General features: G+C 60.3%; 22 protein-coding genes and 1 pseudogene. 12 read left to right on the top strand and 11 right to left on the bottom strand.

The genetic code is table 11. From position 1 onward, the window contains the following. From carB to lepB, 4 genes are all read right to left on the bottom strand, one after another. A partial coding sequence (gene carB, locus VFI82_16125; protein HET7186212.1) for a carbamoyl-phosphate synthase large subunit occupies positions 1-2,531 on the bottom strand: 2,531 nt, incomplete at its 3' end. A 36-nt stretch (positions 2,532-2,567) separates the two neighbouring features. Beyond that, entirely contained in the window at positions 2,568-3,710 is a 1,143-nt protein-coding gene (carA, locus tag VFI82_16120) for a glutamine-hydrolyzing carbamoyl-phosphate synthase small subunit (GenBank protein HET7186211.1), read from the bottom strand. 308 nt (positions 3,711-4,018) lie between these two features. Then, positions 4,019-4,237 carry a rhodanese-like domain-containing protein gene (locus VFI82_16115; GenBank protein ID HET7186210.1) on the bottom strand — a complete coding sequence of 73 codons (219 nt, stop codon included), beginning with the start codon at positions 4,235-4,237 and terminating at the stop codon, positions 4,019-4,021. A gap of 91 nt (positions 4,238-4,328) precedes the next feature. Next, positions 4,329-4,889 (bottom strand): signal peptidase I, encoded by a 561-nt coding sequence (lepB, locus tag VFI82_16110; GenBank protein HET7186209.1) that lies wholly within the window; start codon positions 4,887-4,889, stop codon positions 4,329-4,331. A gap of 205 nt (positions 4,890-5,094) precedes the next feature. On the opposite strand from lepB, the gene VFI82_16105 reads away from it, so the two are divergent. The 6 genes from VFI82_16105 (at position 5,095) to VFI82_16080 (ending at position 10,507) form a co-directional block, all read left to right on the top strand. Beyond that, a complete protein-coding gene (locus VFI82_16105) occupies positions 5,095-5,529 on the top strand; it encodes a CYCXC family (seleno)protein (GenBank protein HET7186208.1) in 435 nt (144 codons plus the stop codon). Between the two features lie 211 nt (positions 5,530-5,740). Beyond that, positions 5,741-6,385 carry a tetratricopeptide repeat protein gene (locus VFI82_16100; GenBank protein ID HET7186207.1) on the top strand — a complete coding sequence of 215 codons (645 nt, stop codon included), beginning with the start codon at positions 5,741-5,743 and terminating at the stop codon, positions 6,383-6,385. Positions 6,386-6,427: 42 nt separating this feature from the next. Further along, the gene (locus VFI82_16095) at positions 6,428-7,453 is read left to right on the top strand and encodes a YvcK family protein (GenBank protein HET7186206.1); all 1,026 of its coding nucleotides are present in this window, start codon (positions 6,428-6,430) and stop codon (positions 7,451-7,453) included. 177 nt (positions 7,454-7,630) lie between these two features. Next, a complete protein-coding gene (gene glmU, locus VFI82_16090) occupies positions 7,631-9,082 on the top strand; it encodes a bifunctional UDP-N-acetylglucosamine diphosphorylase/glucosamine-1-phosphate N-acetyltransferase GlmU (protein HET7186205.1) in 1,452 nt (483 codons plus the stop codon). A gap of 625 nt (positions 9,083-9,707) precedes the next feature. Further along, the gene (locus VFI82_16085; GenBank protein ID HET7186204.1) at positions 9,708-10,031 is read left to right on the top strand and encodes a cupin domain-containing protein; all 324 of its coding nucleotides are present in this window, start codon (positions 9,708-9,710) and stop codon (positions 10,029-10,031) included. Beyond that, positions 10,028-10,507 carry a hypothetical protein gene (locus VFI82_16080; GenBank protein ID HET7186203.1) on the top strand — a complete coding sequence of 160 codons (480 nt, stop codon included), beginning with the start codon at positions 10,028-10,030 and terminating at the stop codon, positions 10,505-10,507. The genes VFI82_16085 and VFI82_16080 overlap by 4 nt, the downstream gene beginning before the upstream one ends. On the opposite strand, the gene amrS is transcribed toward VFI82_16080, so the two are convergent. The 3 genes from amrS to VFI82_16065 form a co-directional block, all read right to left on the bottom strand. Continuing rightward, positions 10,504-11,589: an AmmeMemoRadiSam system radical SAM enzyme gene (amrS, locus tag VFI82_16075; GenBank protein ID HET7186202.1), complete on the bottom strand. Its 1,086-nt coding sequence runs from the start codon at positions 11,587-11,589 to the stop codon at positions 10,504-10,506. The genes VFI82_16080 and amrS overlap by 4 nt on opposite strands. Before the next feature lie 175 nt (positions 11,590-11,764). Next, complete coding sequence (locus tag VFI82_16070) at positions 11,765-12,349, bottom strand: sigma factor-like helix-turn-helix DNA-binding protein (GenBank protein ID HET7186201.1); 585 nt, start codon at positions 12,347-12,349, stop codon at positions 11,765-11,767. Between the two features lie 360 nt (positions 12,350-12,709). Then, positions 12,710-16,192 carry a GAF domain-containing protein gene (locus tag VFI82_16065; GenBank protein ID HET7186200.1) on the bottom strand — a complete coding sequence of 1,161 codons (3,483 nt, stop codon included), beginning with the start codon at positions 16,190-16,192 and terminating at the stop codon, positions 12,710-12,712. A 177-nt stretch (positions 16,193-16,369) separates the two neighbouring features. Between VFI82_16065 and VFI82_16060 the strand changes: the two genes are divergently transcribed. Then, complete coding sequence (locus VFI82_16060) at positions 16,370-17,470, top strand: HD domain-containing phosphohydrolase (GenBank protein ID HET7186199.1); 1,101 nt, start codon at positions 16,370-16,372, stop codon at positions 17,468-17,470. A gap of 21 nt (positions 17,471-17,491) precedes the next feature. Here VFI82_16060 and VFI82_16055 read toward each other — a convergent pair whose 3' ends face one another. After that, positions 17,492-17,710 carry a hypothetical protein gene (locus tag VFI82_16055; protein HET7186198.1) on the bottom strand — a complete coding sequence of 73 codons (219 nt, stop codon included), beginning with the start codon at positions 17,708-17,710 and terminating at the stop codon, positions 17,492-17,494. Between the two features lie 209 nt (positions 17,711-17,919). On the opposite strand from VFI82_16055, the gene VFI82_16050 reads away from it, so the two are divergent. Continuing rightward, entirely contained in the window at positions 17,920-18,630 is a 711-nt protein-coding gene (locus tag VFI82_16050; protein HET7186197.1) for a hypothetical protein, read from the top strand. Positions 18,631-19,179: 549 nt separating this feature from the next. Then, positions 19,180-19,908: an SIMPL domain-containing protein gene (locus tag VFI82_16045; GenBank protein ID HET7186196.1), complete on the top strand. Its 729-nt coding sequence runs from the start codon at positions 19,180-19,182 to the stop codon at positions 19,906-19,908. Positions 19,909-20,135: 227 nt separating this feature from the next. On the opposite strand, the gene VFI82_16040 is transcribed toward VFI82_16045, so the two are convergent. Beyond that, positions 20,136-20,525 carry a YciI family protein gene (locus VFI82_16040; GenBank protein ID HET7186195.1) on the bottom strand — a complete coding sequence of 130 codons (390 nt, stop codon included), beginning with the start codon at positions 20,523-20,525 and terminating at the stop codon, positions 20,136-20,138. A gap of 86 nt (positions 20,526-20,611) precedes the next feature. On the opposite strand from VFI82_16040, the gene VFI82_16035 reads away from it, so the two are divergent. The 3 genes and pseudogenes from VFI82_16035 to VFI82_16025 all read left to right on the top strand — a co-directional run bounded on the left by VFI82_16035 (position 20,612) and on the right by VFI82_16025 (position 23,352). After that, a complete protein-coding gene (locus tag VFI82_16035; protein HET7186194.1) occupies positions 20,612-20,923 on the top strand; it encodes a transposase in 312 nt (103 codons plus the stop codon). Between the two features lie 514 nt (positions 20,924-21,437). Next, positions 21,438-21,548 (top strand): annotated as a pseudogene (locus VFI82_16030) (IS110 family transposase). Between the two features lie 187 nt (positions 21,549-21,735). Next, a complete protein-coding gene (locus VFI82_16025; protein HET7186193.1) occupies positions 21,736-23,352 on the top strand; it encodes a hypothetical protein in 1,617 nt (538 codons plus the stop codon). 322 nt (positions 23,353-23,674) lie between these two features. Here VFI82_16025 and VFI82_16020 read toward each other — a convergent pair whose 3' ends face one another. Both VFI82_16020 and VFI82_16015 read right to left on the bottom strand, forming a co-directional pair. Beyond that, positions 23,675-24,571, bottom strand: a complete 897-nt coding sequence (locus tag VFI82_16020; protein HET7186192.1) for a cyanophycinase — start codon at positions 24,569-24,571, stop codon at positions 23,675-23,677. Positions 24,572-24,740: 169 nt separating this feature from the next. Beyond that, the coding region (locus VFI82_16015) for a hypothetical protein (protein ID HET7186191.1) at positions 24,741-24,977 on the bottom strand (237 nt) is incomplete at its 5' end.

Genomic DNA, 24,977 nt, shown 5'->3' with positions numbered 1-24,977 from the left:
ACCTTGTCTTTCTGGATGGCGTACTGCACGTTCATCAGGCCGACGACCTGCAGGGCGCGCGCGAGGCGGAACGTGTAGTCACGGATCGTGTCGAGCTGCGGTTTCGGGATGTCGACCGCCGGCAGCACGCAGGACGAGTCGCCGGAGTGGATGCCCGCTTCCTCGATGTGCTGCATGATGCCGCCGATGACGACGTCTTCGCCGTCGGAGAGCGCGTCCACGTCCACCTCGATCGCGGCTTCGAGAAAATGGTCGACCAGCACCGGCCGCTCCTGCGAGTACTGCACCGCTTCCTTCATGTAGCGGACCACGGATTCATCGTCGTAGGCGATGACCATGGCGCGCCCTCCGAGCACGTACGATGGCCGCACCAGGACCGGGTAGCCGATCCGGTTCGCCCCGGCGACGGCTTCCTCGATGGAGGTCGCCATGGCGCCCGGCGGCTGCGGAATCTGTAATTCGTCGAGCAATTTTCCGAAGCGCTTGCGGTCTTCGGCGAGATCGATGGATTCCGGCGACGTGCCGATGATGGGCACGCCCGCCGCCTTCAGCGGTAACGCCAGGTTGAGGGGCGTCTGCCCGCCGAACTGCACAATCACCCCGATGGCTGCGCCCCCCTGCGCTTCGTGTTCGTAGACCGCCATCACGTCTTCGAAAGTGAGGGGCTCGAAATAAAGACGGTCGCTGGTGTCGTAGTCGGTGGAAACCGTCTCCGGGTTGCAGTTCACCATGATGGTTTCGTAGCCGTCTTCGCGCAGCGCGAAGGAGGCATGGCAGCAGCAGTAGTCAAACTCAATTCCCTGCCCGATGCGGTTGGGCCCGGCGCCGAGAATGATGACCTTCTTGTTCGCGGTGGGCGCGGCCTCGTCTTCATCTTCGTAGGTCGAGTAAAGATAAGGCGTGTAGCTCTCGAATTCGGCGGCGCAGGTGTCCACGTGCTTGTAGACAGGCATGACGCCGCGTGACTTGCGCAGATGGCGGATCTTCTCGGCCGCGCCGCGCCCGTTGGAAACTCGCCACGCATGCGCCAGCCGCGCGTCGGAAAGGCCGGCGCGCTTGGCTTCTCGAACCGCGTCGGTCGGAATCGATTCGATGGGGTGCTTCTCCGCCTCGAGCAGCGTGTCGTTAATTTCCTTGAGCTGGTAGAGGAACCACGGATCGATCGAAGTCATCTTGGCCAGCTCTTTGACGGTGTGCCCCTGGCGCAACGCATAACGCAGGTAGGACAGGCGCTCGGGATGCGGCGTGACCAGGCGCTGGGTAACGATCTTGGGCTCGATCTCGTCGGCGCCGGCCTTTTTGCCCGTATCCAGCGAACGCACCGCCTTGAGCAACGCTTCCTTGAAGGTGCGGCCGATGGCCATGACCTCGCCGACCGACTTCATCTGCGGGCCTAGAGCCTCATCGGTGCCGGCAAATTTCTCGAACTGCCACTTGGGAATTTTGACCACCACGTAGTCGAGCGTCGGCTCGAAGCAGGCGGGAGTCTTGCGCGTGATGTCGTTGGGAATTTCGTCGAGGGTGTAGCCGACGGCGAGCTTGGCGGCGATCTTCGCGATGGGAAAACCGGTGGCCTTGCTGGCCAGCGCCGAGGAGCGCGAGACGCGCGGGTTCATCTCGATCACGACCATGCGCCCGGTGGTCGGCTGCACCGCGAACTGGATATTCGAGCCGCCAGTCTCGACGCCAATCTCCCGAATGACGCGGATGGCGGCGTCGCGCATGCGCTGGTACTCGCGGTCGCTGAGGGTCTGGGCGGGGGCAACGGTGATGGAGTCGCCGGTGTGGACCCCCATGGGATCGAAATTCTCAATCGAACAGATGATGATGACGTTGTCGCGGAGGTCGCGCATGACCTCCAGCTCGAATTCCTTCCAGCCGAGCACCGACTCCTCGATCAGGACTTCGTGCACGGGCGACAGGTCAAGGCCGCGCGCCAGCAGCTCGACCAGCTCTTCGCGGTTGTAGGCAATGCCGCCCCCGGTGCCGCCCAGGGTGAAGCTTGGCCGGAGAATGACCGGAAAACCGATTTTGCCGGAGAACTCCAGGCCATCGCGAAGATTGTTCACCAGCGCGGATTTTGGCACGTCGAGCCCGATGCGCGTCATGGCATCTTTGAACATCAAGCGGTCTTCGGCCTTCTTGATGGCTTCGATCTGGGCGCCGATGAGCTGGACGTTGTACTTTTCCAGCACCTGCGCGTCGGCAAGTTCGACTGCCAGGTTGAGCGCGGTCTGGCCGCCGACGGTGGGAAGCAGGGCGAAGCCGCGTCCGCCGGAAATTTCCGATTCCACCCGGATAATTTCTTCCAGGTAGGTGCGGGTGAGCGGCTCGATGTAGGTGCGGTCGGCGAACTCGGGATCGGTCATGATGGTCGCCGGGTTGGAATTGGCGAGCACCACCTCGTATCCTTCCGCCTTCAGCGCCTTGCAAGCCTGCGTGCCCGAGTAATCGAACTCGGCCGACTGGCCAATGATGATCGGCCCGGATCCGATGATGAGGATTTTCGAGATGTCAGTGCGCTTGGGCATTTTAGGGTCGCTGATCGATGGCAAGACAAACCCGGCTCATCCGATGCTCCTTCCCTTCCACTCCTTCATCATGGCCGTAAAATCGTCAAACAAGTAATGCGAATCATGCGGCCCCGGGCTCGCCTCCGGATGGTACTGCACCGAAAACAGCGGCAGATTCCTGTGGCGCAGGCCTTCCAGCGTGTTGTCGTTCAGGTCCATATGCGTCAGTTCGACCTCGCTCATGGGCAGCGAGTCGGGGTCAACCGCGAAATTATGATTGTGCGCGGTGATCTCGACTTTGCTGGTCAGTAGCTGCTTCACCGGGTGATTGCCGCCGTGGTGTCCGAACTTAAGCTTGTAGGTCTTGCCGCCGAGCGCCAGTCCGACCAGCTGATGGCCCAGGCAGATGCCAAATATCGGGACACGACCCATCAGGCGGCGGATGTTTTCCTGGGCGTAGGTGCAGGGCTCGGGATCACCGGGACCATTGGACAGGAAGACGCCGTCCGGTTTGAGCGCCAGCACGTCCTCGGCATTGGTCTCGGCCGGAACGACGGTGACGCGGCAGCAGCCGCTGACCAGCTTGCGCAGGATGTTGTGCTTGATGCCGAAGTCGTAGGCGACGACATGGTGTTCGGGCTCTGCGTCCTTGACCCCGACAACCTCGGTAGGATCGATGGAGCGCTCGCCGGTATCCCACACGTACCGTTGCTTGGTGGTGACGACCTTGGCGAGGTCGGTGCCGTCCATCTTCGGGATGGAGCGCGCCTTGGCGATCAGCTTGTCAGTGTCGGTCTCAATGGTCGAGATGACGCCGCGCATGACGCCGTGGTCACGCAAGTGCCGGACCAGCGCGCGCGTGTCAATATCGGCCAAAACTGGGATGCGGTAGCGTTCCAGATATTCGTCGGCGACCTGTTGCGAGCGCCAGTTGGAGCTGATGCGGGAGAATTCGCGGACGATCAGGCCCTCGATGTGTGGGCGGGTGGCTTCGTTGTCGTCGTCGTTGGTGCCGTAGTTGCCGATCTCCGGATTGGTGAGGACAACAATCTGGCCGGAGTAAGAAGGATCGGTGAAGATTTCCTGGTAGCCGGTGATGGAAGTATTAAAGACAACTTCGCCGTAGCATTCGCCCTGCGCACCAAAACCCTTGCCCTTGAAGATCCGGCCATCTTCCAGGGCCAAAATTGCTTGCACTGATTTCTCCGGGAGTGGATTTCAGGGATTTTATCAGGTTTTCAGGGGTGAGTGGGTTGTGGAAAAGACTGGCAAATTGCGTGGGGCAGCGGAAAACAGATGACTTTGGTCAGACTTCCCTTCTTCTGATCTGGGTTCATCCGTGTTGATCAGTGGCTGCTTTGGTTTTATGACGCGAGTTTGCGCTCTTGGGCCTCGCTTTCCACCGGGAGTCCGGCGTCGAGCCAGTCCTGCTTGCCTTCCTTGTATTCGCGGATATTGGTGTAGCCCATCGCCGCCAGCTCACGGCTGGCGTGCTCAGAGGCGTGTCAAGTGGCGGAGGCGCAGTAGGTAACGATCTCGGCGTTTTTATCGGGCAGGAGCTGCGGAGCAACCTCGCGAACTTTGTCGTAGGGAACGTTGATCGCGCCGGGCAGATGAGCGTGACGGTACTTATCGGGCGCCAGTGCCTCGACCAGGAAGAAGTAATCCTTGCGGTCAATCTTCTGCTGCAGTTCGTCGCGGGAGATGGTTCCGATCTCTGCCATGCCCATTACCTCCGGTAGAGCGGATGAGTCGCGGAGGCCCGGGGTTGCAGAATCAGGCCAACTTGCTTGCCAAAACAGCGCAACCAGAGCGCTATTTCACCATGCCCATACGGTCCATGGGCCAGTAACCGAACACGGCTTTGCCGTAAATATAGCGCCGGCTGACGGGGCCAAAATCGCGGCTGTCGCTGGAGGAGCTGCGGTGGTCGCCGAGCAGGTAATAAGATCCGCGCGGGACAACGGTTTCCGCGACGGACCGGTCATCGGCGAATTCGGAGGGAACGTAGGGCTCTCTCAGCCGGTGTCCGTTGACGTATACCTGGCCACCCTCAATGCGGACGCGGTCGCCAGGGGCGGCGATGACGCGCTTGATGTAGCTCTTGGAAGGATCGCGGGGATAACGGAAGACGACCACGTCCCCAGGCTCGATGGGCTCGAAGCTGTAAACGAACTTGTTGATGAAAATGCGCTCCTGGTCGTCGAGGCCGGGAAGCATGCTGGTGCCCTCGACCTTCACCGGCTGGTAAAGAAACACGATGATGAAAGCGGAAACGATCAGCGAAACAATCAAGTCGCGGCCCCAGACCAGCAGCCAGATGGCACGACGGGGGGACCGCCGGAGGCGCATCGCGGGTTGAGAGCTAGGTTCCATCCTCTTTGTAAGTCTATACGGAGTCGCCGAGGAGCGGAAAAGTTGCACAAAAGCAAAAATTCAGCTCTCAGCTGCTGGCGTTAGCATAACCCATCGCGGCGATCGCCCATCCAGTCCGATGGGCGCGGACTTCCGAGTCCCGCAACGCTTGAATCGGATTCGCGATTTGCCGCATCTCGCTTACAATCATTGGTGAGGAGGGTCGATGAAGCGTCTCTGGTCGTTGTTGTTCCTCATGATGGTGGCATTGGCGATGTTCGCCCAGGGAGATATTCCAGCGCATCACGAAGCGCCACCTGCAAAAGACGCCAAGCTGCCCGCCATCCTCACGGCACCGGAGCGTTGGGGACCGAGCTTCAAGTACCCGGTCCAGGTGCGGGCTTACGAAATCGCGGAGAAGATTCCGAACGTCCTTTACCAGCAGCCATGCTACTGCCGGTGTGACCGCTCCGTCGGCCATACCAGCCTGCGCAGTTGTTTCGAATCTACCCATGGTGCGCACTGCGATACCTGCATGAAGGAAGCTTTTTACGCTTACCAGATGACCCGGCTGAAGAAGACCCCGGCGCAAATCCGGGCGGGCATCCTGCGCGGCGAATGGGAAAAGATTGACCTGGACGCGGCCGCGGCGCTGCAGTAAACGGAGACAACTATTCCACCAATTGCGCAGCGGCGGTTACCGCCGGCGGCGGCAACACCTCTGCTGCAACCATCATCCTAGAGTCCGCCGGAAACCGAGCGGGTTGACGCGCACTGCCTTTTCTCGTATATAACGTGCTCTCATGGCGCAGCTGTTTTCCACAGGCTGCCCAAAGGCATCCGACGGTGGCAGTTGCGGCAGGTGCAACTCGATGAAGAAAAAACCCCCAGCAAAGGTTAAGCGTTCTTCCGCTAACCTCAACCAAACAAAGCCGAAATCGAGCAAAAGTGGGCGCCTTGTAAAAATGACTATCCCCGTCCAGCCCAAACCTTCGCCCATGTCGGATCCGCGTTTTGCACAGGCTGTGGAAAACTATCAGGCCGGTTTGAAGGCCATGCAGGAGCATAAGTTCGATAAGGCCAAGGCCCTGTTTCAGAAAGTTATGGCCGGGGGGCCGAGGGAGTTGGCCGACCGGGCGGCGGTCCATCTCAGCACCTGCAACCAGCGCAGCTCGCGGGGCACGACCACTTTCAAAACACCGGAAGAACATTATGACTATGCCGTATCGCTGATGAACCTGGGCGACTACGTGTCGGCGCGCGAGCACTTGGAAAAAATTCTCAAGCAAAATCCCAAGGTCGACTATGCGGTCTACGGACTCTCCGTGTTGAACTGCCTGACCGGCCATTATGAAGATTCGCTGAAAGGGCTCGCAGAGGCGATACGGCTCAATCCCGGAAATCGGTTCCAGGCGCGGAATGATTCCGATTTCCAGAACCTGGCCGACGATCCCCGCTTTACGGAATTGATTTATCCTGAACCGGATGAAGCTCCCAAAATCGACGGGCGGCGCTAGCCAGCCATGAAACCCGCGGCGACGACAGGCCAGGAACGTGAGATGAAAGTGGTTGCCATTGGCGGGGGGACGGGCCTCTCCACCCTGCTGAAGGGCCTGCGCGAATACGTGCAGCGTCCCGGTGAGCGTCTCCCGGGGTGCGTGATCCGCGAACTGACGGCGGTGGTCACGGTGACCGACGATGGCGGCTCCAGCGGCCGCTTGCGCAAGGAATTTAACATCCTGCCGCCGGGCGACATTCGCAATTGCATTGTCGCGCTCTCCGAAGACCAGGCGCTGCTCTCGCAATTATTTCAGTACCGCTTTCACGGCGGGTCGCCGGGGTCGGCGCTGGACGGCCACAGCTTCGGCAACCTGTTCCTGACCGCGCTGGCGGCGGTGACCGGCGATTTTGCCGAGGCGGTAAAACTCTCTTCGGAGATTCTCACCACCCGGGGACATATTTTTCCCGCCACTACCTCCAACGTGGAACTGGAGGCGGTGATGGCGGACGGCTCGCGCGTCCGCGGTGAAACCAGCATCACGCGCAGCCAGACCCGGATTGTGCGCTTGGAACTGGTGCCCGCGAACGTGAAGCCGATGCCGCAAACCCTGGAGGCAATCGCGCGCGCCGATATCATTTCCATCGGACCGGGATCGTTGTTTACCAGCCTCATACCGAATGTGCTGGTGCACGGCATACCGGAAGCCATCGCGGAGTCGGGCGCGATCAAGGTATTCGTCTGCAACCTGATGACGCAGGCGAACGAGAGCCTGGGCCTTACCGCGGCCGATCACGTGCGCGCCATCTACGACCATGCCGGTTGCGCCATCTTTGATTACGCCCTGGTCAACCACAAATCGGCATCGTCGGATCTGAAAGCCAAGTACGCCCTGGAAGCGGCCAACCAAATCCGGGTCGACACCGAAAAGCTGGAGAAGCTGGGCGTGAAACCGATCTTCGGCGATTACCTGTTCGAGGAAAACGGCGTGGCGCGGCATGCGTTTCATAAGATCGCAACCGACCTGGTGCAACTTCCGACGCGTAAGGCGGCGCGGGCAGCGGCAGCGCGCAAGGTCAGGATCTAGTTGCGTTTTAATTCGGTTTCATTGTCAGTTTTTGTTCAGACCTGTCGCGAGTTCAATGAACCACCAGGGTACAAGGATCAAAGGCGTTTATGTGCCTTCGTGCACTTCGTGTCCTCGGTGGTGAAGGATCGCGTTTCGGCATCGAACTGAAACTGAAACTCTGTAAGATGGTTCGCCATGGTTTCCCGCAAGACTTCCTCACGCAACAGCAGCGCCGAGCCGCGCTTTGCCATTGCCATCATGGCGGCGGGCAAAGGCACGCGGCTGAAATCGAAGCACCCCAAGGTCATGCACGAGATTGGCGGCAAGCCCCTGCTGCAGTACGTGGTGGATGCGGCCAAGGCCGTGCTTCCCGCCAACGACGTCTTTGTCATCATCGGGCACGAGGCGGAACGCGTGCGCGAAGCGATGGCCGGCACGGGAGTTCAGTTCGTATTGCAGGCGGAGCAACTGGGCACCGGGCACGCCATCATGTCGGCGCGGCAGGCGCTCAAGGGCTATGACGACGTCCTGGTGCTCTCCGGCGACGTTCCCCTGCTGCGCGCGGAAACCATCCGCGCCATCCGTGATTTTCACCTGAAGAACAACGCCGCCATGACCATCCTGACCGCCGACTTCCCCAACCCCGCCGGCTACGGGCGCATCGTGCGCAAGAAGAAAGGCGGGCGCCAGAGTGATGAGGTGGAGGCGATCGTCGAACAAAAGAAACTCACGCCTCAGCAGGAGAAAATCCGCGAATCGAACTCCGGCATTTACGCCTTCGCGACCAAGCCGCTCTTCGAGCACCTCAGTGAATTGCGCACTGACAATCCGCATGGCGAGTACTACCTGACCGACGTGGCCGCAATTCTGGCAAAGAAGAAAGCCACGGTCCTGGCGCTGAAGGCAGGGTCGCAGCACGAAGTCGCCGGGGCCAACAACCGCGCTGAGCTGGCGCAACTGGACGCCGAGGCGCGCGCGCGCAAGGCGGCGGAGCTGATGGCCGCTGGGGTTACAATCTTCCGGCCAGAAACATGCGTGATTGACGCCGCGGTAGAAGTCGGACCCGACACTATCATCGAGCCGTTCGTACAACTGTTAGGGGGAACGCGGATCGGGGCGGATTGCCGCATCCAGTCGTACTCGGTCATCACGTCATCGGAGATTGGCGACGGCGTGCAGGTGCGGCACGGATGCATCATTACCGATTCGCGCGTGGCGCCGAGCGCCGTCATCGGGCCCTACTCGCACCTGCGGCCGGGCAGCGACATTGGACCGGAAGCGCACGTCGGAAATTTCGTGGAGACGAAGAAGGCCAAGCTCGGCCGCGGCGCCAAAGCCAATCACCTGACTTATCTCGGCGATGCCGTGATCGGAGAAAGAGTGAACGTGGGTGCAGGCACGATTACCTGCAACTACGATGGCGTGCATAAGCACATCACGATCATCGAAGACGGCGCCTTCATCGGCAGTGACAGTACGCTGGTGGCGCCGGTAAGGGTCGGACGGAATGCTTACGTCGGCGCAGCCGCCTGCGTGACCGAAGACGTGCCCGAGGACGCGCTCGCCATCGCCCGCGCGCGGCAGGTCAACAAACCAGGCTGGGCCAAGGTGAAGCGCGAAGAAATAGCGGCAAAGACAAAACCTTAGCCACAGTTGACACCGAGCAAGACAGAGAAACGAATCCGTGCACTCCTACGATGTAATCCCGCAGCTGGAATCCAGTGCGGGATTACTTACAATGTGGTTGAAACGATCCCGCATGTCGAAGGGACCCCAGCCCGAGCGGAGCGAGGCCGGCACAATTCCAGCCCACGGCGTGAGCCGTGGGTAGGCGTCCAGACAAATTTCCCGAGCCCCTTCAGGGCCGACACGCCGTTCTGCGAGGGCGTCAGCCCGAGTCGCACGTCAGGCTCCGTACTTATGAGGAATAGGGCGCACGCCCGAGTCGAAGGACCCCTACACTGGCCGCACCGCGCAACCGCCGACAGGCATTTCCTATCCGTGAACTCAACCCTATGCTTTGGTTGAAACGTTCCCGCAAGTCGAAGGGACCCCAGCCCGAGCGGAGCGAGGCCGGCACAATTCCAGCCCACGGCGTGAGCCGTGGGTAGGCGTCCAGACAAATTTCCCGAGCCCCTTCAGGGTCGACACGCCGTTCCGCGAGGGCGTCAGCCCGAGGCGCACGTTAGAGCAGTGTCATCCTGAACTCTGCGAATTTGAGTCCAACTTCCAAGTGCGGCGTCTATGCAGCAGGCTTGGCGGAGAACTCGCGATGCATGCACAGGTAAGGCTGGCGGAAGCGCTTGGCAAACTGGATGGCCCGGCACGATCGGTGAGATTGTTTGCCCACGGTTCGTTGCAGGTAAAGATGTACGCACCGGTTGGAATCGATGATCAGACGCCGCACAAGCAGGACGAGATCTACCTGATCGCGCGCGGATCGGGCAAGTTCACCATCGATGACAACGAGATGGCGTTTGGCCCCGGCGACTTCCTGTTCGCTCCGGCGGGCGTGCCGCACCGCTTCGTAGACTTCTCCCATGACTTTGCGACCTGGGTGTTCTTCTACGGGCCCGAGGGCGGAGAAGGCCAATGAAAAACAAGCCTCCAAGCTCTCGGCGCAGGGTGGAACTATCGCGCGATGCGCCGTTCGCCATTAAGCGCCGCAAGGCGCCACCGCACGAGTTCGTGCTCGACGCGATTGCCTCGCTATCGCCCTTTACTCGGCCGATGTTTGGCTGCCTCGCGGTTTATGTGAAGGACAAGATTGTCCTGATCCTGCGGGACAAACCTGAGCACCCGGCCGACAACGGAGTCTGGCTGGCGACCACGGAGGAGCACCACAACAGCTTGCGGCGCGAGTTTCCGCACATGCGATCAATTCGGATGTTCGGAAAGCCTGTCACCGCCTGGCAGGTGCTTCCGGCCGAAGCGGCGGATTTCGAGCAGGCGGCACTGCACGCCTGTGAACTGGTGCTAGCCGGGGATCCGCGCATCGGAAAGGTGCCGGGGGCAAAGCGCGCCAAGGCGTCGTCGGCCAAGAAAGCAACAAGAGCAAAACAGCGGGATTAAACGCTGGCTGGGTGCAGGTGTCCAACGCCGCGTCGGCGCTCCGCCTCCGAATTTGAGAACACTCCCGGAATGCCTGTGCCGCAGTGCCTGCATTGGCCATCGCGCACGTCGTTGCTCAGGATGGCGTGCCAGGAGCGGCGAATGACGGCGCGCTTGCAGCCGGGGCAGATGGTGTTGCCACCGTCGGACCAGATGTTCCCCTCGTAAACAAATTTCAGGCCCATCTCGAAAGCGATGGCGCGGGCGCGGTGCAAGGTCTCGGGCGGCGTCGGCGGCTTGTCCTGGAGCTTGAAGTCGGGATGAAACGCCGTGAAGTGCAGCGGAACATCGTCGCCCAGATTTTTCAGTACCCAGTCGCAGAGCTGGCGGAACTCGCTGTCGCCATCGTTGAGCGTAGGGATGATGAGGTTGGTGATCTCAAACCAGACGTCGGTTTCGCGGCGCAGCCACTTCAGCGTTTCCAGTACCGGCAGCAGGTGAGTGAGAGTGATCTTGGAGTAGAAATTTTCGGTGAACGCCTTCAGGTCGATGTTGGCGGCATCGATGTGCTGGTATACGTCGAAGAAGGCCTCGCGCGTAATGTAACCATTGGAAACCATCACCGTGTTCAGGCCTTCTTGATGCGCCACCCTGGCGATATCAATGACGTACTCGCCCCAGATGGTCGGCTCGTTGTAGGTGAAGGCAATGGACGGCGCGCCGTGCTGAAGTGCGAGATCGACCACCTGTTCCGGGGTCAGGCTGGCGGAGTTCACCTGGTCGGACTTGGCCTTGGAAATGTCCCAGTTCTGGCAGAAGAAGCAGCCCATGTTGCAGCCGGCGGTGCCCATCGAGAGGATCTTCGTGCCCGGGAAAAAATGGTTGAGCGGCTTTTTCTCCACCGGGTCCATCTGCAGGGCGGCAGGACGCCCATAGCCGAGCTGCACCAGGCGTCCACCTTCGTTCTTGCGGATGAAGCAGAACCCGGTCTGACCCTCCCCGATATGGCAGTGGCGGGGACAGAGATAACAGTGGAGACGCCCGTCGGGCATGGTCTCCCACCAGCGCGCGGCATGATGAGTTGGTTCCAGGACGCGGAGCATAGTCAGGTTCTAATCTTAATTTTACATCTGTTGCCGGCCAAATTGCGGGAGTGCCGAACTGCGGAGTTGAAATTCCGCAGTTTTTCGCTTCGGCAATTCGGCTATGCACAAAAAAAGGCCCCTCGTTCGAGGGGCTAAGTTCAGGAGAGAGGAGATGCAAGAACGGAGCGTGCTGCTAACGAACCATCTTCGCCAGGAGGTTGCGCATGCGCAGCCGTGCCTGGTGCAAGCCAGTTTGCGACTCGTCTTCAGTGATGCCGAGGGTACGGACGATTCGCGAATGGTCATAGCCTTCAACATCATGGAGGAGGAAAATCATGCGTTCGGTGGCCGGCAACTGGACGACCGCACGTTCCAGGTGGACCCGCAGGGTGTTCTGACGGACGGAGGGGACGTCGCAGCAAATCCCCTCATCCACGGTCAGGACACCGATCGGCATCTGCTCGCGCAGTTCAGTTATCAGCGCTTGATCCAGGGCTTCGGGCGTGGGCGTTGAGCTGTGGGCAAAACCGCGGCAAAAGGTCAGCCGCATCATCTCTTCGGCGACGAGTTCATTGTCCGTCATCCAGAACGCCAGCGCGTAAATGCGGTGCCGGTTCTCGTCATAAACTGCCTGAAACTTTTCGGCACGTTCGGGAGCCACCGCGGGTAAGAAGGTGGCGTACCCTGAAATTTTTGCTTGCTCGATAATGCTCGCCATGTCGTCTCCCATTCTGAAGTACTTGGGGTTGTCGCTTCTGCAATCTTTCTTGGTAGTCACGCAGCTGATTCACTGCACTTGCTAAACCACTTCAGGTACTCAGAAAAACCTCATGCTGGGGAACCGGTAGCCGAAACCATGCCTGCTAACCGCAGGAAAAATAAGCAATCGAGATACCCAAACGAGGAAGGTCGTGTAATGGGACCGAGGATGTTTGGCACAAATCGTTACACTTAAAGGGGAATCAGAGTGCCGCCCGGCCAGGAGTTCCCCTGATCCGCTACCCTGCTGGCCGGGGCAGCAGCTATCCGTATGGTATGGGGATGCCTTGAGGTGGCACCCAAAGACACACATTGTGCATTCGTAGGCTGTGCGCAGGCAGAACAGCGGGTGAGCAGGCCAGTCAGGCTGGCGGACGAGCTAGGTAGCAGCCGCGGCCTTTGGGGCTCGCGTCAGGAGCGAACGTGTTGCGGCAATCAGTTCGGCTACCTGGAACGGCTTTACGATGCAGGTGACCTGTCCCTGATTGAAGATCGAACCGCTCTCTCCATCTCTGATGTTGGAAATGGTAAAAATGATGTTCTGCTCAGCCCCGGGAAAATTATCGGCGACCCAGCGATACAGTTCCATGCCGCTCCAGTTTCCGGGCATAGCGGGGTCCACCAGCATGGCGTCGAATCTTTGTTCGCGCAGCCGCTCGATGGCCTGCTCTCCGGAGGTGACCGCCACCACCTGCGCGCCGGCGCCGGAAAGCGCTTCGCGCTCGAACTCCAGCACCGCCTCTTCGTCATCGACCAGCAGGACCCGCCCGTTCAATGGCGGCAGGTGCGCCGGCTTTTCCACCGGCACCTCTGCCGGAACGTTCGCACACGCCGGCAACATCACGCGGAAGAGCGCGCCGCCATCCGGGTGGTTCAGGGCAACGATGTCACCGCCGTGTTCTTTGAGGATGCCGTAACAAATGCTCAGGCCCAAACCGGTGCCTTTCCCGACGCTTTTCGTGGTGTAGAAGGGATCGAAGACCTTTTTCGGCTCGCGGATGCCGGGGCCGGAATCTCGAATTTCAACGCACACGCGGCCTTCGTGGTGGTAGCTGCGGACCCACAAGGTGCCGCCGCTGTCGACCTCCAGCATGGCGTCCACGGCGTTGTTGATGATGTTCAGGAACACCTGCTCCAGCTGGTGGGCATCGGCGATGACAGCGGGCAAATCTGGCTCCACTTCGCACTTGACGGTGATGTTGCGGCGATGAAAATCAAAATCGCGCAAGGCGAGGGTATCGTCGACTACCTGCCGGATATTGACTTCCTTCTTCTCGGGCTTGCGCTGACGCGCGAAGGAAAGCAGGTTTTGAACCAGGCGTTGCGTCCGCTGTGCCTGTTTGAACAGCTTGTGCACGAAGTCCTGCGCGCGCTCGCCAATGGGTTCGTTTTCGAGCAGCTGCGAGTAACCGAGAATGGCGGTCAACGGGTTGTTCATCTCGTGCGCCACACCTGAAATCAACTGCCCGATGGCATTCATTTTTTCGCTCTGCAGCAGCTGTTCCTGGGTGTCACGCAGGTTGTCGTAGGCGCGGCAGGTTTCCTCATAAAGACGGACCTTCTCGATGGTGTTGGCAAGCTGGCGCGCGATGGCGACCATCAAGTGCTGGTCGGTGGGCTTGAAGTTGCGCTCCTCGCGCGAGCCGATCCCAAGCACGCCGACGGCAGTGTCGTTGTTCCACATCACCACCCAAATCCAGCAGCGCAAGCCCTCGCTGCGAACGTACTCGCCGAGGATTTCCGGCAGCTGCTCCGCGTCTTCGTGCGTAAACACCTCGATGCGCAACTGGCGGATGCGCTGCAGAAACTCCGGAGGCAGCGTGACCCGCGCATACTGTGCGGGATTGCGCTGGCCATAGGCGGCGCGGCGCTGCAGCACGTCGTGCTTGTCGATGAGGTAGACGCCGCTGATGGGCGCGGCGAAGATGTCGGCCAGGTGGCGCAGCGCGGTGTTCAGGATTTCATCCAAGTCGAAAGAGCGTGAGGCAATGACGGCGATGGCATTGAGCGCGTGCAGTTCGCGGTTGCGGTGGCGGATCTCGTCTTCGGCGCGCCGCTTCTCCGTGATGTCGAGCAGGAAGCCCTGGAATTGTTCGATCTTGCCGGAAGCGTCGCGGGTGGCAAAGCTGTTCTCCAGCGCGTGCAGGATGGTGCCGTCCTTGCGGCGCAGGTCGACCTCGTAATTGCGAACGAAGCCGGACTGGTTCATCACCGCGCAGAAGGACTGGCGCTGTGTTGCCGAGATGTACATGTCGCGGCTGATGTCGAGAGCCAGCACCTCTTCGCGGGTGTCGTAGCCGAGCATGTTGACGAAGGCGTCGTTGCATTCGACAATCCGTCCTTCCGCCGTGGAAACGAAAACTCCTTCTTGCACCTGCTCGAACAGCAGGCGATAGCGCTCTTCGGCGGCGCGGCGTTCGCTGGTGTCGCGGACGACGTGGATGGTTCCGTGATACACCCCGGCCTCGGTGAACGACGAGGTCGAGACCAGGGAGTGGCCGCCGAAACATGGGTCGGGGCCTTCGGCAAAATTAGCGCGCCCCTGCTCGCAGTAGGGGCAGTGATTCCATTTCGTGCCCGCCCCCGGCAGCACCTTTTCGCACGGTAGAAACGCGAGCTCGGCGATGGAGGCGCCCAGCCGCTTCACCACGGCGCGGTTCAGCTTCAGGATGCGGAACTCGGCATCGTGCACCAGTACCATGTCCTCGATGGAATCGAAGGTGCTGATCCATTGCTGGTGCGAATGGATGATTTCTTCCAGCAGGCGCATGTTCTCGACCGCGATGCCTACCTGGTGAGCGGCGGCGGTCAGGAATTTCAGTTCGTCGGGAGGATAGGAACGGTTGCGAAACTGGCCTATCGCAATGGAACCGATGACTGAGGTCTTGCCCTTTACCGGCACCAGCAGAATGTGGTTGAAGCCTTCCTCCCGCGCCAGCCGCTGATTGCCTTCTTCCAGGAAACGGGTCCGAATGATGGAAGGCTTGCCCTGTTGCACCATGCGCGCGCCGTCGGCGCTTCGCACGTCGACGGAGGAACGCTCGGCGATGAATTTCTGCGACAGGCCGACCTGGCCGATCAGCACCATGGCATTGCCTTCCAGGAGGCGGAACCACGCCGCGCGCGCGCCGGTGAGCCTCTTTAACTGTTCCAGCGCGGTCAGCACCATGGACTCGTGCTCCTGCGCCCCGGCAATGGCGGAGGAAATCAGGTTGATGGCGCCGAGACGGTCGGTGCGCTGCTTGGAGTCGTCGAGCACCATCATCAGCATGCTGAGCCCGAGCAAGAGCTCGATGACCATGTCAATTCCGGCGATGAAGTGGGGGCCGTTGGTATCCAGATCCATGTGCAGCAGCAGCAGCATGGCAATCAGCACCCAGGGTCCGACCTGCCGGCGTCCGCGGCTGAAAATAGCCAGTTGCATCGCACCGCCGATCGCCATCAGCAGGCAAGCGCTCCGCACTACCGACAACCCTGCTACCGTTGACGGCCACCATAGCGCGCGTGCGACGGCCAGGCCGGTGGCCGCAATACCCACGACCGCCAGGAGCACGCGGAATTTCAGCGCTCCGGTGTAGCAGAGGATGGCGAGAACAAATAACGTGATAGCGCAGACAAACGCGCCCTGGGCAACAGCGAACAGCCACTGCGGGGGACTGAATATCGAGATGCTGACCGTGGAAACCCGGTAGACGAGGTAAAACGACCAGCCCAGGATCCAGGCCAGCAGGTAGTGCTCACGAAAGGTCCTGAAAACGAGGAAAGCGGCGGCTAGCAGGATCAAGACGCCGGAACATTCTGCCAGCAGCCCGACGGCAACTCCGCCGCGGTCCCAAACCGTGTTCAGGACTTGCAGATCCATGCGCCCGAATTGCGCCCCTGTTTGCGACTTCGCAATCTGGATTATTTTCAGCGTGTATAGCACGGAATCGGCACGGGAGGTGCGCAATTTGGTACTACGGATGATGTCTTTCAGGCTACCACCGGGTCCACGGTGGGGTACAATGCGCCCGGAAAGCTGCTACTCACGGACCCCAAAATGCCGGCCGAACGAATCCTGATTGTCGATGATGAGGAAGCTATACGCGAGATCGTCTTTTCCATGCTCTCCATGGCGGGATACCGCTGCCAACAAGCGGGGTCGGGCGTCGAAGCGCTCGCCTTCCTGGAATCGGGAGAGCAGTTCGAACTGATGCTTTCCGACCTGATGATGGGAGAGATGGACGGCATCGCGCTGCTGGAGCGCACCAAGGAAAAATATCCCGACATGCCGGTGGTGATGGTCACCGCGGTCCACGATATTTCCGTGGCCCTCGCGGCCATCCGCAACGGCGCTTACGACTACCTGCTAAAACCTTTCGAGCGCGAGCAATTGCTGGCCATCGCGCGGCGGGCCCTGGAAAACCGCCGCCTGAAAGTTGAGAACCGCGCCTACCAGACCAACCTGGAAGCCCTGGTCACCGCCCGAACCGAGCAACTGCGGCAAACCATGCAGGACCTGGAACGCTCCTACGACATCACCCTGGAAGCGCTCGGCGACGCGCTCGATTTGAAGGACGCGGAGACGGAAGGACACTCCAAGCGCGTCACCGCTTTCACCATCGCCATGGCACGCGCCATGGGATTGCCGGGAGAAAAAATTCGCGTCATCGCCAGGGGCGCTTTCCTCCACGATATCGGCAAGATGGCCATTCCCGACTCCATCCTGCGCAAGCCTGGCGCGCTCACCCGCGAAGAGATCGCCATCATGCAGGAGCACTGCTACCGCGGTTACCAGATGCTGCGCAAGATTCCGTTTCTCTCCGAGGCGGCGGAAATTGTCTACTCCCACCAGGAACGATGGGACGGAACCGGCTACCCGCGTGGTCTCAAGGGCACTGAAATTCCCCTGGGGGCGCGCCTGTTCTCCATCGCCGATACCCTGGACGCCATCATGTCCGACCGGCCATATCGGGCGGCGCAGCCATTCTCTGCCGCCAAAGCTGAGATTGAGCTTTGGGGAGGAAGGCAATTCGATCCCGAGGTGGTGAAGATCTTCCTCACTATCCCCGAGTCGATCTGGCACGACCTGCGCAAGGAAATTGACCAGCAGATCTATAAATTCACGTATTCGCCGCAGAAAGTAGCGGCCAAGGCCTGAGGCGCTCGGAGGATTGCGAGCCTACCGCGCAGCTTCCAGCGAGGCGGCGACGCGGTTGAGCGCTACCTGGATGCGATCCAGTTCCCGCTGCGCGACGGCATTCCATTCCAGCAGACGTTCCGGGCCGCGGGAGAGATTTTCTCCGAGCCAGCGCAGGGCTTCGCGCCCCCGCCCGGTTAAGAACAACCAGCCTAAACCGCCAACGCCGAGCACGGTCAGAGGTACGTACACTTTCCGCATTTGCCTTCGCCTCAAGGCGCCGACCTCCTTACCCTTATTGGACGCGCGACGCAGCAGCAGGGATTCTGGTGGGCATGTCCTTTGGCGGTTTATTTTCTTTCCGGACTTCGCATCCCGCGTCGAATTTCCGGGTTTCTAGAAGCAGCAACGCAGCCTTTCCAGCCCATCGAATGGGAGACAGGCATCGAACTCAATTTGAGGGATTTCTTATGAAACGGCCGGAACTTGGGACGGCGGTCTTAGTTTTTCTGCTGGCGGCATCGCCGCTCTGGGCGCAGTACCAGGGCTCGAACCAGGGTTATGGGAATTCTAACCAGGGCTACGGGAACACTAACCCGGGCAACGGCAACAACCCGTACTCAAATTCCTCGTATGCCAACAACGTCATTCCCGATGGAACGCGGTTCGTCATCCGGTTGAATGACACGCTCGACACGGCCAAGCTGAAGCCGGGCAAGAAATTCACTGCCAAGCTGGGCGAAGATCTTACCGCGCCGGATGGATCCACCATTCCCTTCGGGCACAAGATCCACGGGCACGTCAGTTCCATCGATCGCGGCCTGCACGGCAGCATGATGCTCAGCTTCGACGAGATCGAGACCCAGCACGGATGGCGGCCGCTGGCGGCGACGGTGACCGATGTCCCGGGCGAGAAGGCCGCTAAGGCGGTGGGTGAAGAAGGCGAAGTGCAAAAGAAAACCGTCGGCAAGCGCCGCGTCGCGGAAGGCGCGGTGGCAGGCGCGGCCATCGGCGCCACGGCGGGAGCCATAACCGCTGGGCCGCACGGCGCCATCATCGGCGCAGTGGCGGGCGGCGCCCTGGGTGGCGGCGCGGGTCTGCTGACCGACCGCGATTTGCGGCTCAACAAAGGCCAGCAACTCGAGCTTCGACTCGACCGCCCGCTGCAAATTCCGCGCTAGAAGTCTTCAGCCGGTCCGTCACTGCATCCATGACGACCGAGAGGCTGACGGACTGAGGGACTGTTATCGCGGCGGAATTCATTCCGGCGGACGCTTTGAATAATCGGGATCCGGCCACTGCCCTGGGTCACACACGGAACGCCGGGTCCCGGTTTTATAAGTCCGGATCGCGGTTTTGATAAGCATCCCGGTTTTTAAGTCCGGATCCCGTTTTATAAGTAATGTCATCCGGAGCGAGGGCCCACGCCCGAGTCGAACAGCGCTGTTCAACAACCTTCAGTGCGTCGTCGTGTAGCGACGTAATCGATTTCTGCCGATCGCATTTGCGAGTCCGGAAACGGGAACGGCACGGCTTCAGCCGTGCCAATCAGCGCAGCAGACCTGCGGCCTCTAGCCAGTGCGACAACACGGCCCCGCACCAACCCCTTTCGCCGCACGCTTGCGCCGAACGCCAAAACCCACCGCGCACATTCCCCCGGAAAAACTTGCAATCGTGCTCACGCACGGCGTTCTATGATCGTAGTGCAGGGCTTCCTCTTCGAAGGGGTTATGCGGATGAAACACGCCATCCTGGTTTTCACGCTCTTGTTTTCGACCTGCGCCGCGCTGGCGCAAAACTCTCCTACCGTCACCGCGCAGCCCAACACCGTGTACGTGAGCGCGGACGGGAAGTTCGAGTCCGTGCCCGACACGGCGATGATCAACTTCAACATCGCGGCGCAGGAGAATTCTCCGAAGGCGGCCTACGACCGGGCGGCGCAGGAAACCGAGCAGGTGCGCCAGCTCATGCGCAGCAACGGCATCGACCCCAAAACCGCCGAGATTGGTTACTTTTCGATGGAGCCGGTGTATGACTGGAAGGATCCCAAGCACCGCGTCATTGGCTTCCGTGTCAGCAACAGCGTCAGCCTGAAGCTGAAGGACTTCAGCAAGGTCGGCCCGATGGTGCAGCAACTCGGGGCACAGGAATACAACGAGAACGTCAGCCTCAGTTACACCCTCGACGACATCGACGCCGCCAAGCTGCGCGCCGTGCAAGACGCGTACCGCCGGGCCCATGCCGAGGCCGACACCGTCGCCCGCGCCGGTGGCCGCGCACTGGGCGAGCTGGCGTACGCTTCGGTGGACACCGTCGAACCCATTCGTCCGATGGGAGTCGCCTTGATGCGCGCGCCCATGGCTGCCCAGGCACAGCCCATGCCCGCTCCAACCGAGGGCTTTTCGGCCCACAAGATCACGGTGACGGCGCGGGTGAGCGCGGTGTTTACGATCAAGTAGGAAGTCACCGGGGAGTCGGGGGGAAGGAGTCGGCCTCTACTTCCAATCTCGTAACTACTGACGGAGAGCCAAATCCGTCCTACTCGCTTCGCTCGCCCCTCTGGGGACCGGACGGATTTGTCTCTCCGCCCGTCTTTAGTTTCTTAGAGCCTGTAACAAAACCGTGATTACGGCAAACAAATGGCGCAAACTTACGACTACCCGGAACACACACCGCATTCTCCACTTCATTTCGGAGGCGGCGGGCTTCCAACCGGCCGCACCTCGATCGGCATGTACAGGGGCGCGCCGCCCGATCCCGGACACATCGAGATTCGCGCCGCGATCGCGTAGGCACGCTCCGGGCTTGCGACCTCGACGATCCAGAAGCCGGCAAGAAATTCTTTGCTCTTGGGGAAAACGCCGTCGGTGATTGGCATGCCGTTCTTGTCCGCTCGCACCAGCTTGGCCTCGTTCGGAAACGTCAGGCCTTCCTGAAAGACCAGCTCGCCAGACGCGCGAAGCTCTTTGTCCAGGTCCATCATGAATCCGATCATGGTCTTGATGTCCTTCTCCGACCAGCCGCTGAGCCCGGTCGAACCAGCCTTCATCGTGTTCATCATCAGCATGTATTTCATCTCTATCTCCGTTTTCTGATTCTCGCGTCTTGCTTGCATCGTAGTCAACGCGCCGCGACCCAGATCGAGTTTCCCAGGCGTGCAGCTTGATCGGAAGTCACGATCTCAAGCTGGGTCTGATCCCGCGACAACATTCGACGGGAGGCAAAGCACGGCTGCTCGGCATCAGCAAACGAGGCAGCATTTACTTGCGCCGCATCTTCATCCACGGCGCGCGCGCCATGCTGCTGCGAGTGAAGTACGACACCGGACGACTGGGCCAGTGGGCGCATGAACTGGAGCAACGCGTGCCGCGCAACAAAGCCGTGGTAGCGATCGCCAACAAACTGGCGCGCATCGCCTGGGCGGTGCTGGCTACGGGAAACGAGTACCGCAACCAGGCAATCGCAGCCGCCTAGGTTTTGATTCCGAAAGTCTGCTGAGGAGAAGTCAGGACGAAAGAACAGTCGTACCGCGGCGGACCATCTCATTAGTCGATTTATCGCCAAGTAGGCTTGTGGAGAGTAGAATTACGTCGTTAGGAGATGACCATGGCGCGGCTTTGGGTAAGAGTGGTGTTGCTCGCAGTCGTTGGCTTGGCACCTTGTTTCGCAGACGAGAAGAGTGAAAGTGCACGTCTCCCACAAGTAAGTTCGGTGCTAGCGCAATACCCTGACGGAACTTTTCACTTCCTTATCCTTCCGGCGAGTGAAACACCGCACCAGTTCTCGATAACAGCGCCTATCTTCGGGAAGGTTAAGGGGCTGACGGATTGGAATGGAGTAGACTGCTTCTATATCGACGCCTACCGCAAAAAGCGAGTGGACAATACCGACGAAGCTGTTGATGCGGGGAAAAGCACCTGCACGCCTAGTGCGCACGTGCAGTTAAAACCCACTACGAAACCACTGAAGTAGATCACCGAAGTAGATCAAAGTGATTCCGGCGCAGTTCATAAAACCGTTTCTCAAGTCGAACAAGAACGACTTCCTGGATGCCGAAGCGATCGCGGAAGCGGTGGCCCGCAAGTACATGCGCTCTGTGCCCCACTTTTGATCGACTCTATCTCTTATCCCCGAGTTGGTTTGACCCGCCCCGCGCGTATCTCGTAGCTTTAGCCCGCCCTAAGTGCTGTTCACGCCAATCAGTCTGGGCCGGGCGTGCTCTCTTCCCGCCGTGATTTGACGCCGGACAATGTCGTATATACTCGGTGAAATTTTTGGGGTGTGGGATGAGGTCCCTTCTCTGCTGCGCAGCCCTGCTCGTGGTACTCTCCGCATTTTCGCAGCGGGACATGGAAGAGTCGCACACGCATCAACACGCTGCTGAGAAACTGGGCACCGTGTCATTTCCCACTTCCTGCGCGCCCGCGGTGCAGAAAACCTTTGAGCGCGGTGTCGCGCTGCTGCACTCTTTCATGTATGACGAGGCGAAGAGGCAATTCACCGAAATCAAGCGACGGGATGCTAGGTGCGCCATGGCCCACTGGGGCAGCATCATGAGCGCCAGCGATTTCTGGAGCGAGGTTCCACCGGACGTGCTGAAGCGCGCGAACGCAGAAATCCGGCAGGCAAAAGCGTTGCACAGCACACCGCGCGAGCGCGCCTATATCGCCGCCCTGGCCGCTTTTTACGAGGAAGGCCAACACGATCACGCTGCGCGCGCCAAAGCCCTTGCCGAAGGCATGGCAATGGTGCATCGCGATTATCCCGACGACTTGGATGGAGCGGCATTCTACGCGCTTGCGTTGCTCGCCTCGGCGCCGCCGAACGACACCTCGTTCATCAATGCGAAACAAGCCATTGCTATTCTCGACCCACTGTTTGCCCGGTATCCCAATCACCCTGGGTTGGCGCACTATCTGATCCACGTCTGCGACGCACCCCAACTGGCCCCTCTCGGCCTTGACGCGGCACGGCGCTATGCCGCCATCGCGCCTTCCTCGGCCCACGCGCTGCACATGCCGTCGCACATCTTTGCCCGCCTGGGAATGTGGCAGGAAGATATTCAGTCGAACCTGGCATCGATTACCGCAGCCCGCCAGCGCGTCGCGATGCATAGGGGCGGCGAAGTCGACCAACTCCACGCCACAGATTTCTTGGTGTACGCTCTGCTCCAGGTCGGCGGCGACAAGTCCGCGAGCTCGTTGGTAGAAGGCGTGCCGGCCGTTGTCGCCGGAATCAGCAACCCCAAGAAGCGTAAAGGCCTCATCTGGACAGAGGCCCACTTCCCGGCCTTATTCGCACTCGAAGCACACCACTGGACGGACGCTGCGGCGCTCATGCCGCCGCCGAATGCCACCCCGCGAGTGGCCACCGAAACATACTGGGCACGAACTTTCGGCGCGGCACGCATCGGCGACGCCGAGGGTGCGCGGAAAGATGCTGTTCAGTACGAGGCACTACTCGACCAGTTGCGGCACTCGGACAAGAGTTACCTTGTTCAGTACCTCGATCTCGAGCACGATGAGGTGCTCGCCTGGCGTGATTTCGCGGAAAAGAAGAATGAGGCCGCCGTTCAGTTGATGCGCTCCGTCGCCGATCGGCAGGATGCGCGCGGGAAGGAAGAAGTGGCCTTGCCGGCGCGCGAGATGCTGGCCGATATGCTGCTGGAACTCAATCACCCCGAAGCGGCGCTGGCGGAATACGAGCAATCCATGAAGATCGATCCGAACCGCTTCAATGCTCTTTATGGCGCGGGCCGTGCCGCGGAATTAACGCATCAACGGGAAAAGGCGAGGAGCTATTACGCCGCCCTGGTGAAGAACTGCAAAGGATCGAAGTCCGACCGTCCCGAACTGGCGCGCGCCCGCGCCGCCCTTGAGGACAACAACACAGACGCCAAGTAGGACGCGTATTTCACCACAATATGCGGCGGCTTCACGGGCAGCGGGCTTGGTAAAGGTCGCGCAAGACGGTTCGACTTATGAGGACCAGCACGCGCGGATCATCATCATGGCCTGGAGAAAAATCCTCCACTAAGAGGCCGGATACATTTACGCAGACTGTGCTTTCGGCTCGCAACTCCTCTTGCAGTACCGCGGCGGACCATACAATATCGTAAGTAATCCGGCGCTGGACTCCCGTTTCGGGATTACTTACGATAACGCTGTTATCGCTCGTTGACCCTGTAAGCAATTCTTGACGCAGAAGGTGACAAATCAGCCGGTGTCACCTGACCAGAATAGAAGACCGCGTGTGAAGATCGAAGCGATCTCCGGGCGACAGATCGTAATAGGGTTTGTCGCCGTGAACGTTGCCGTCATAAATGCCCACGTGACCATCGCCGATGACCTCCAGCCGGTTCCCTTGCACAACCGCGGCCGCGCCTACATCAATGCCAATCCCCAGCAAACCAGGATGTGTAGCGAGGACTGGCGTTAGATCCGGTCGATCACGCTGGTTCCAGTGGGGCATGACGGTTGAATTGGTCAGCAATCCCCAGCACATGTGAGTCCCGTCGACACGCAGGGTCTTGCCGCCCGGCGAATCCACGATCGTGAAAACTAACGCGAGCGAACTCTCGATCACGGCGCCGGCTGACGTCCCGGCGACGACCCCGCCGCGGGCCAGTAACGCCTTGACTTCAGTCTCCACCCGCGTGCCCAAGTAGGCGTCCCAGAGGTTCGCGTCCCGGCCACCATCGATCCAAACCCCCGTGGCCCGCTTCAGAGGCGCCACGAACTCTGGTGAATCCGCTCGCCTGCGATCGCGCGTGTGCAGTATGGTCACACGATCAACGCCCATTGTCTTCTGCACGCCGACGCGGAGCTGTTCCAGCAGTTCTGGGGTGCTGTGTTCGTCGTCCCAAGCAGTGGGGATGACCACGATCCTGGCCGCGGAACCGCCAGCCAGTTGCACGAACTTGTCGATAACGGCGCCGCGCTGGGTGGCCGTGTCATTCATCGCCCCCGCATTGGCGGGCAAGAAGCCCAGCGCGCGGCGAATAACTCCGTCGGCTCGTCCGCCATCCAGTACCAGTGTGCCTCGCTCTGGCCCGGCGGTCGCAGGTGTCTGCGCCAGGAAATAGGTCGCACACATCGTTGCGAAGAGGACAAGGAGGATCACGGTCCGTCGCACTAAGCTCCTCACGGTACCGCTTGGACGTGCCCTACAAGCGGAAAGTTAGCAATGCGAAGCTCTGGCCCGCCCGGAGACGAAGCTGGTTCCTCCGGACACGCGAGGATCGTGGGTGTCGGGACGGTCGAACAAGCCTTCGGACCGGTTTGTGCCCGAGTTAGCGCTGATCCGCAAATTGTGCATGTTCTCTGATTGCGGGCCGGTCAGGTGATAGATTTTGCCGATAATGGGGCTGCGGATTGGCGAGCAGGGCGGCGACCACCCGAGCGACGTCTTCCGCTGCCACCGGCGAAGTCTTGCCCTCCCCGAACGGCAGCCTAATCTGATTGGATTCCCTGACTGAATCCGGAGTCAAAGTCAGGAAGAAGCCACCGAGAAACACTGTCGGCCGCAC

Source organism: Terriglobales bacterium (assembly GCA_035691485.1).
In the GTDB taxonomy this organism is placed as follows: Bacteria; Acidobacteriota; Terriglobia; order Terriglobales; family Acidobacteriaceae; genus JAIQGF01.
Note: the sequence above shows the minus strand (reverse complement) of the source record. Positions and strands in the feature narration are given on the sequence as shown.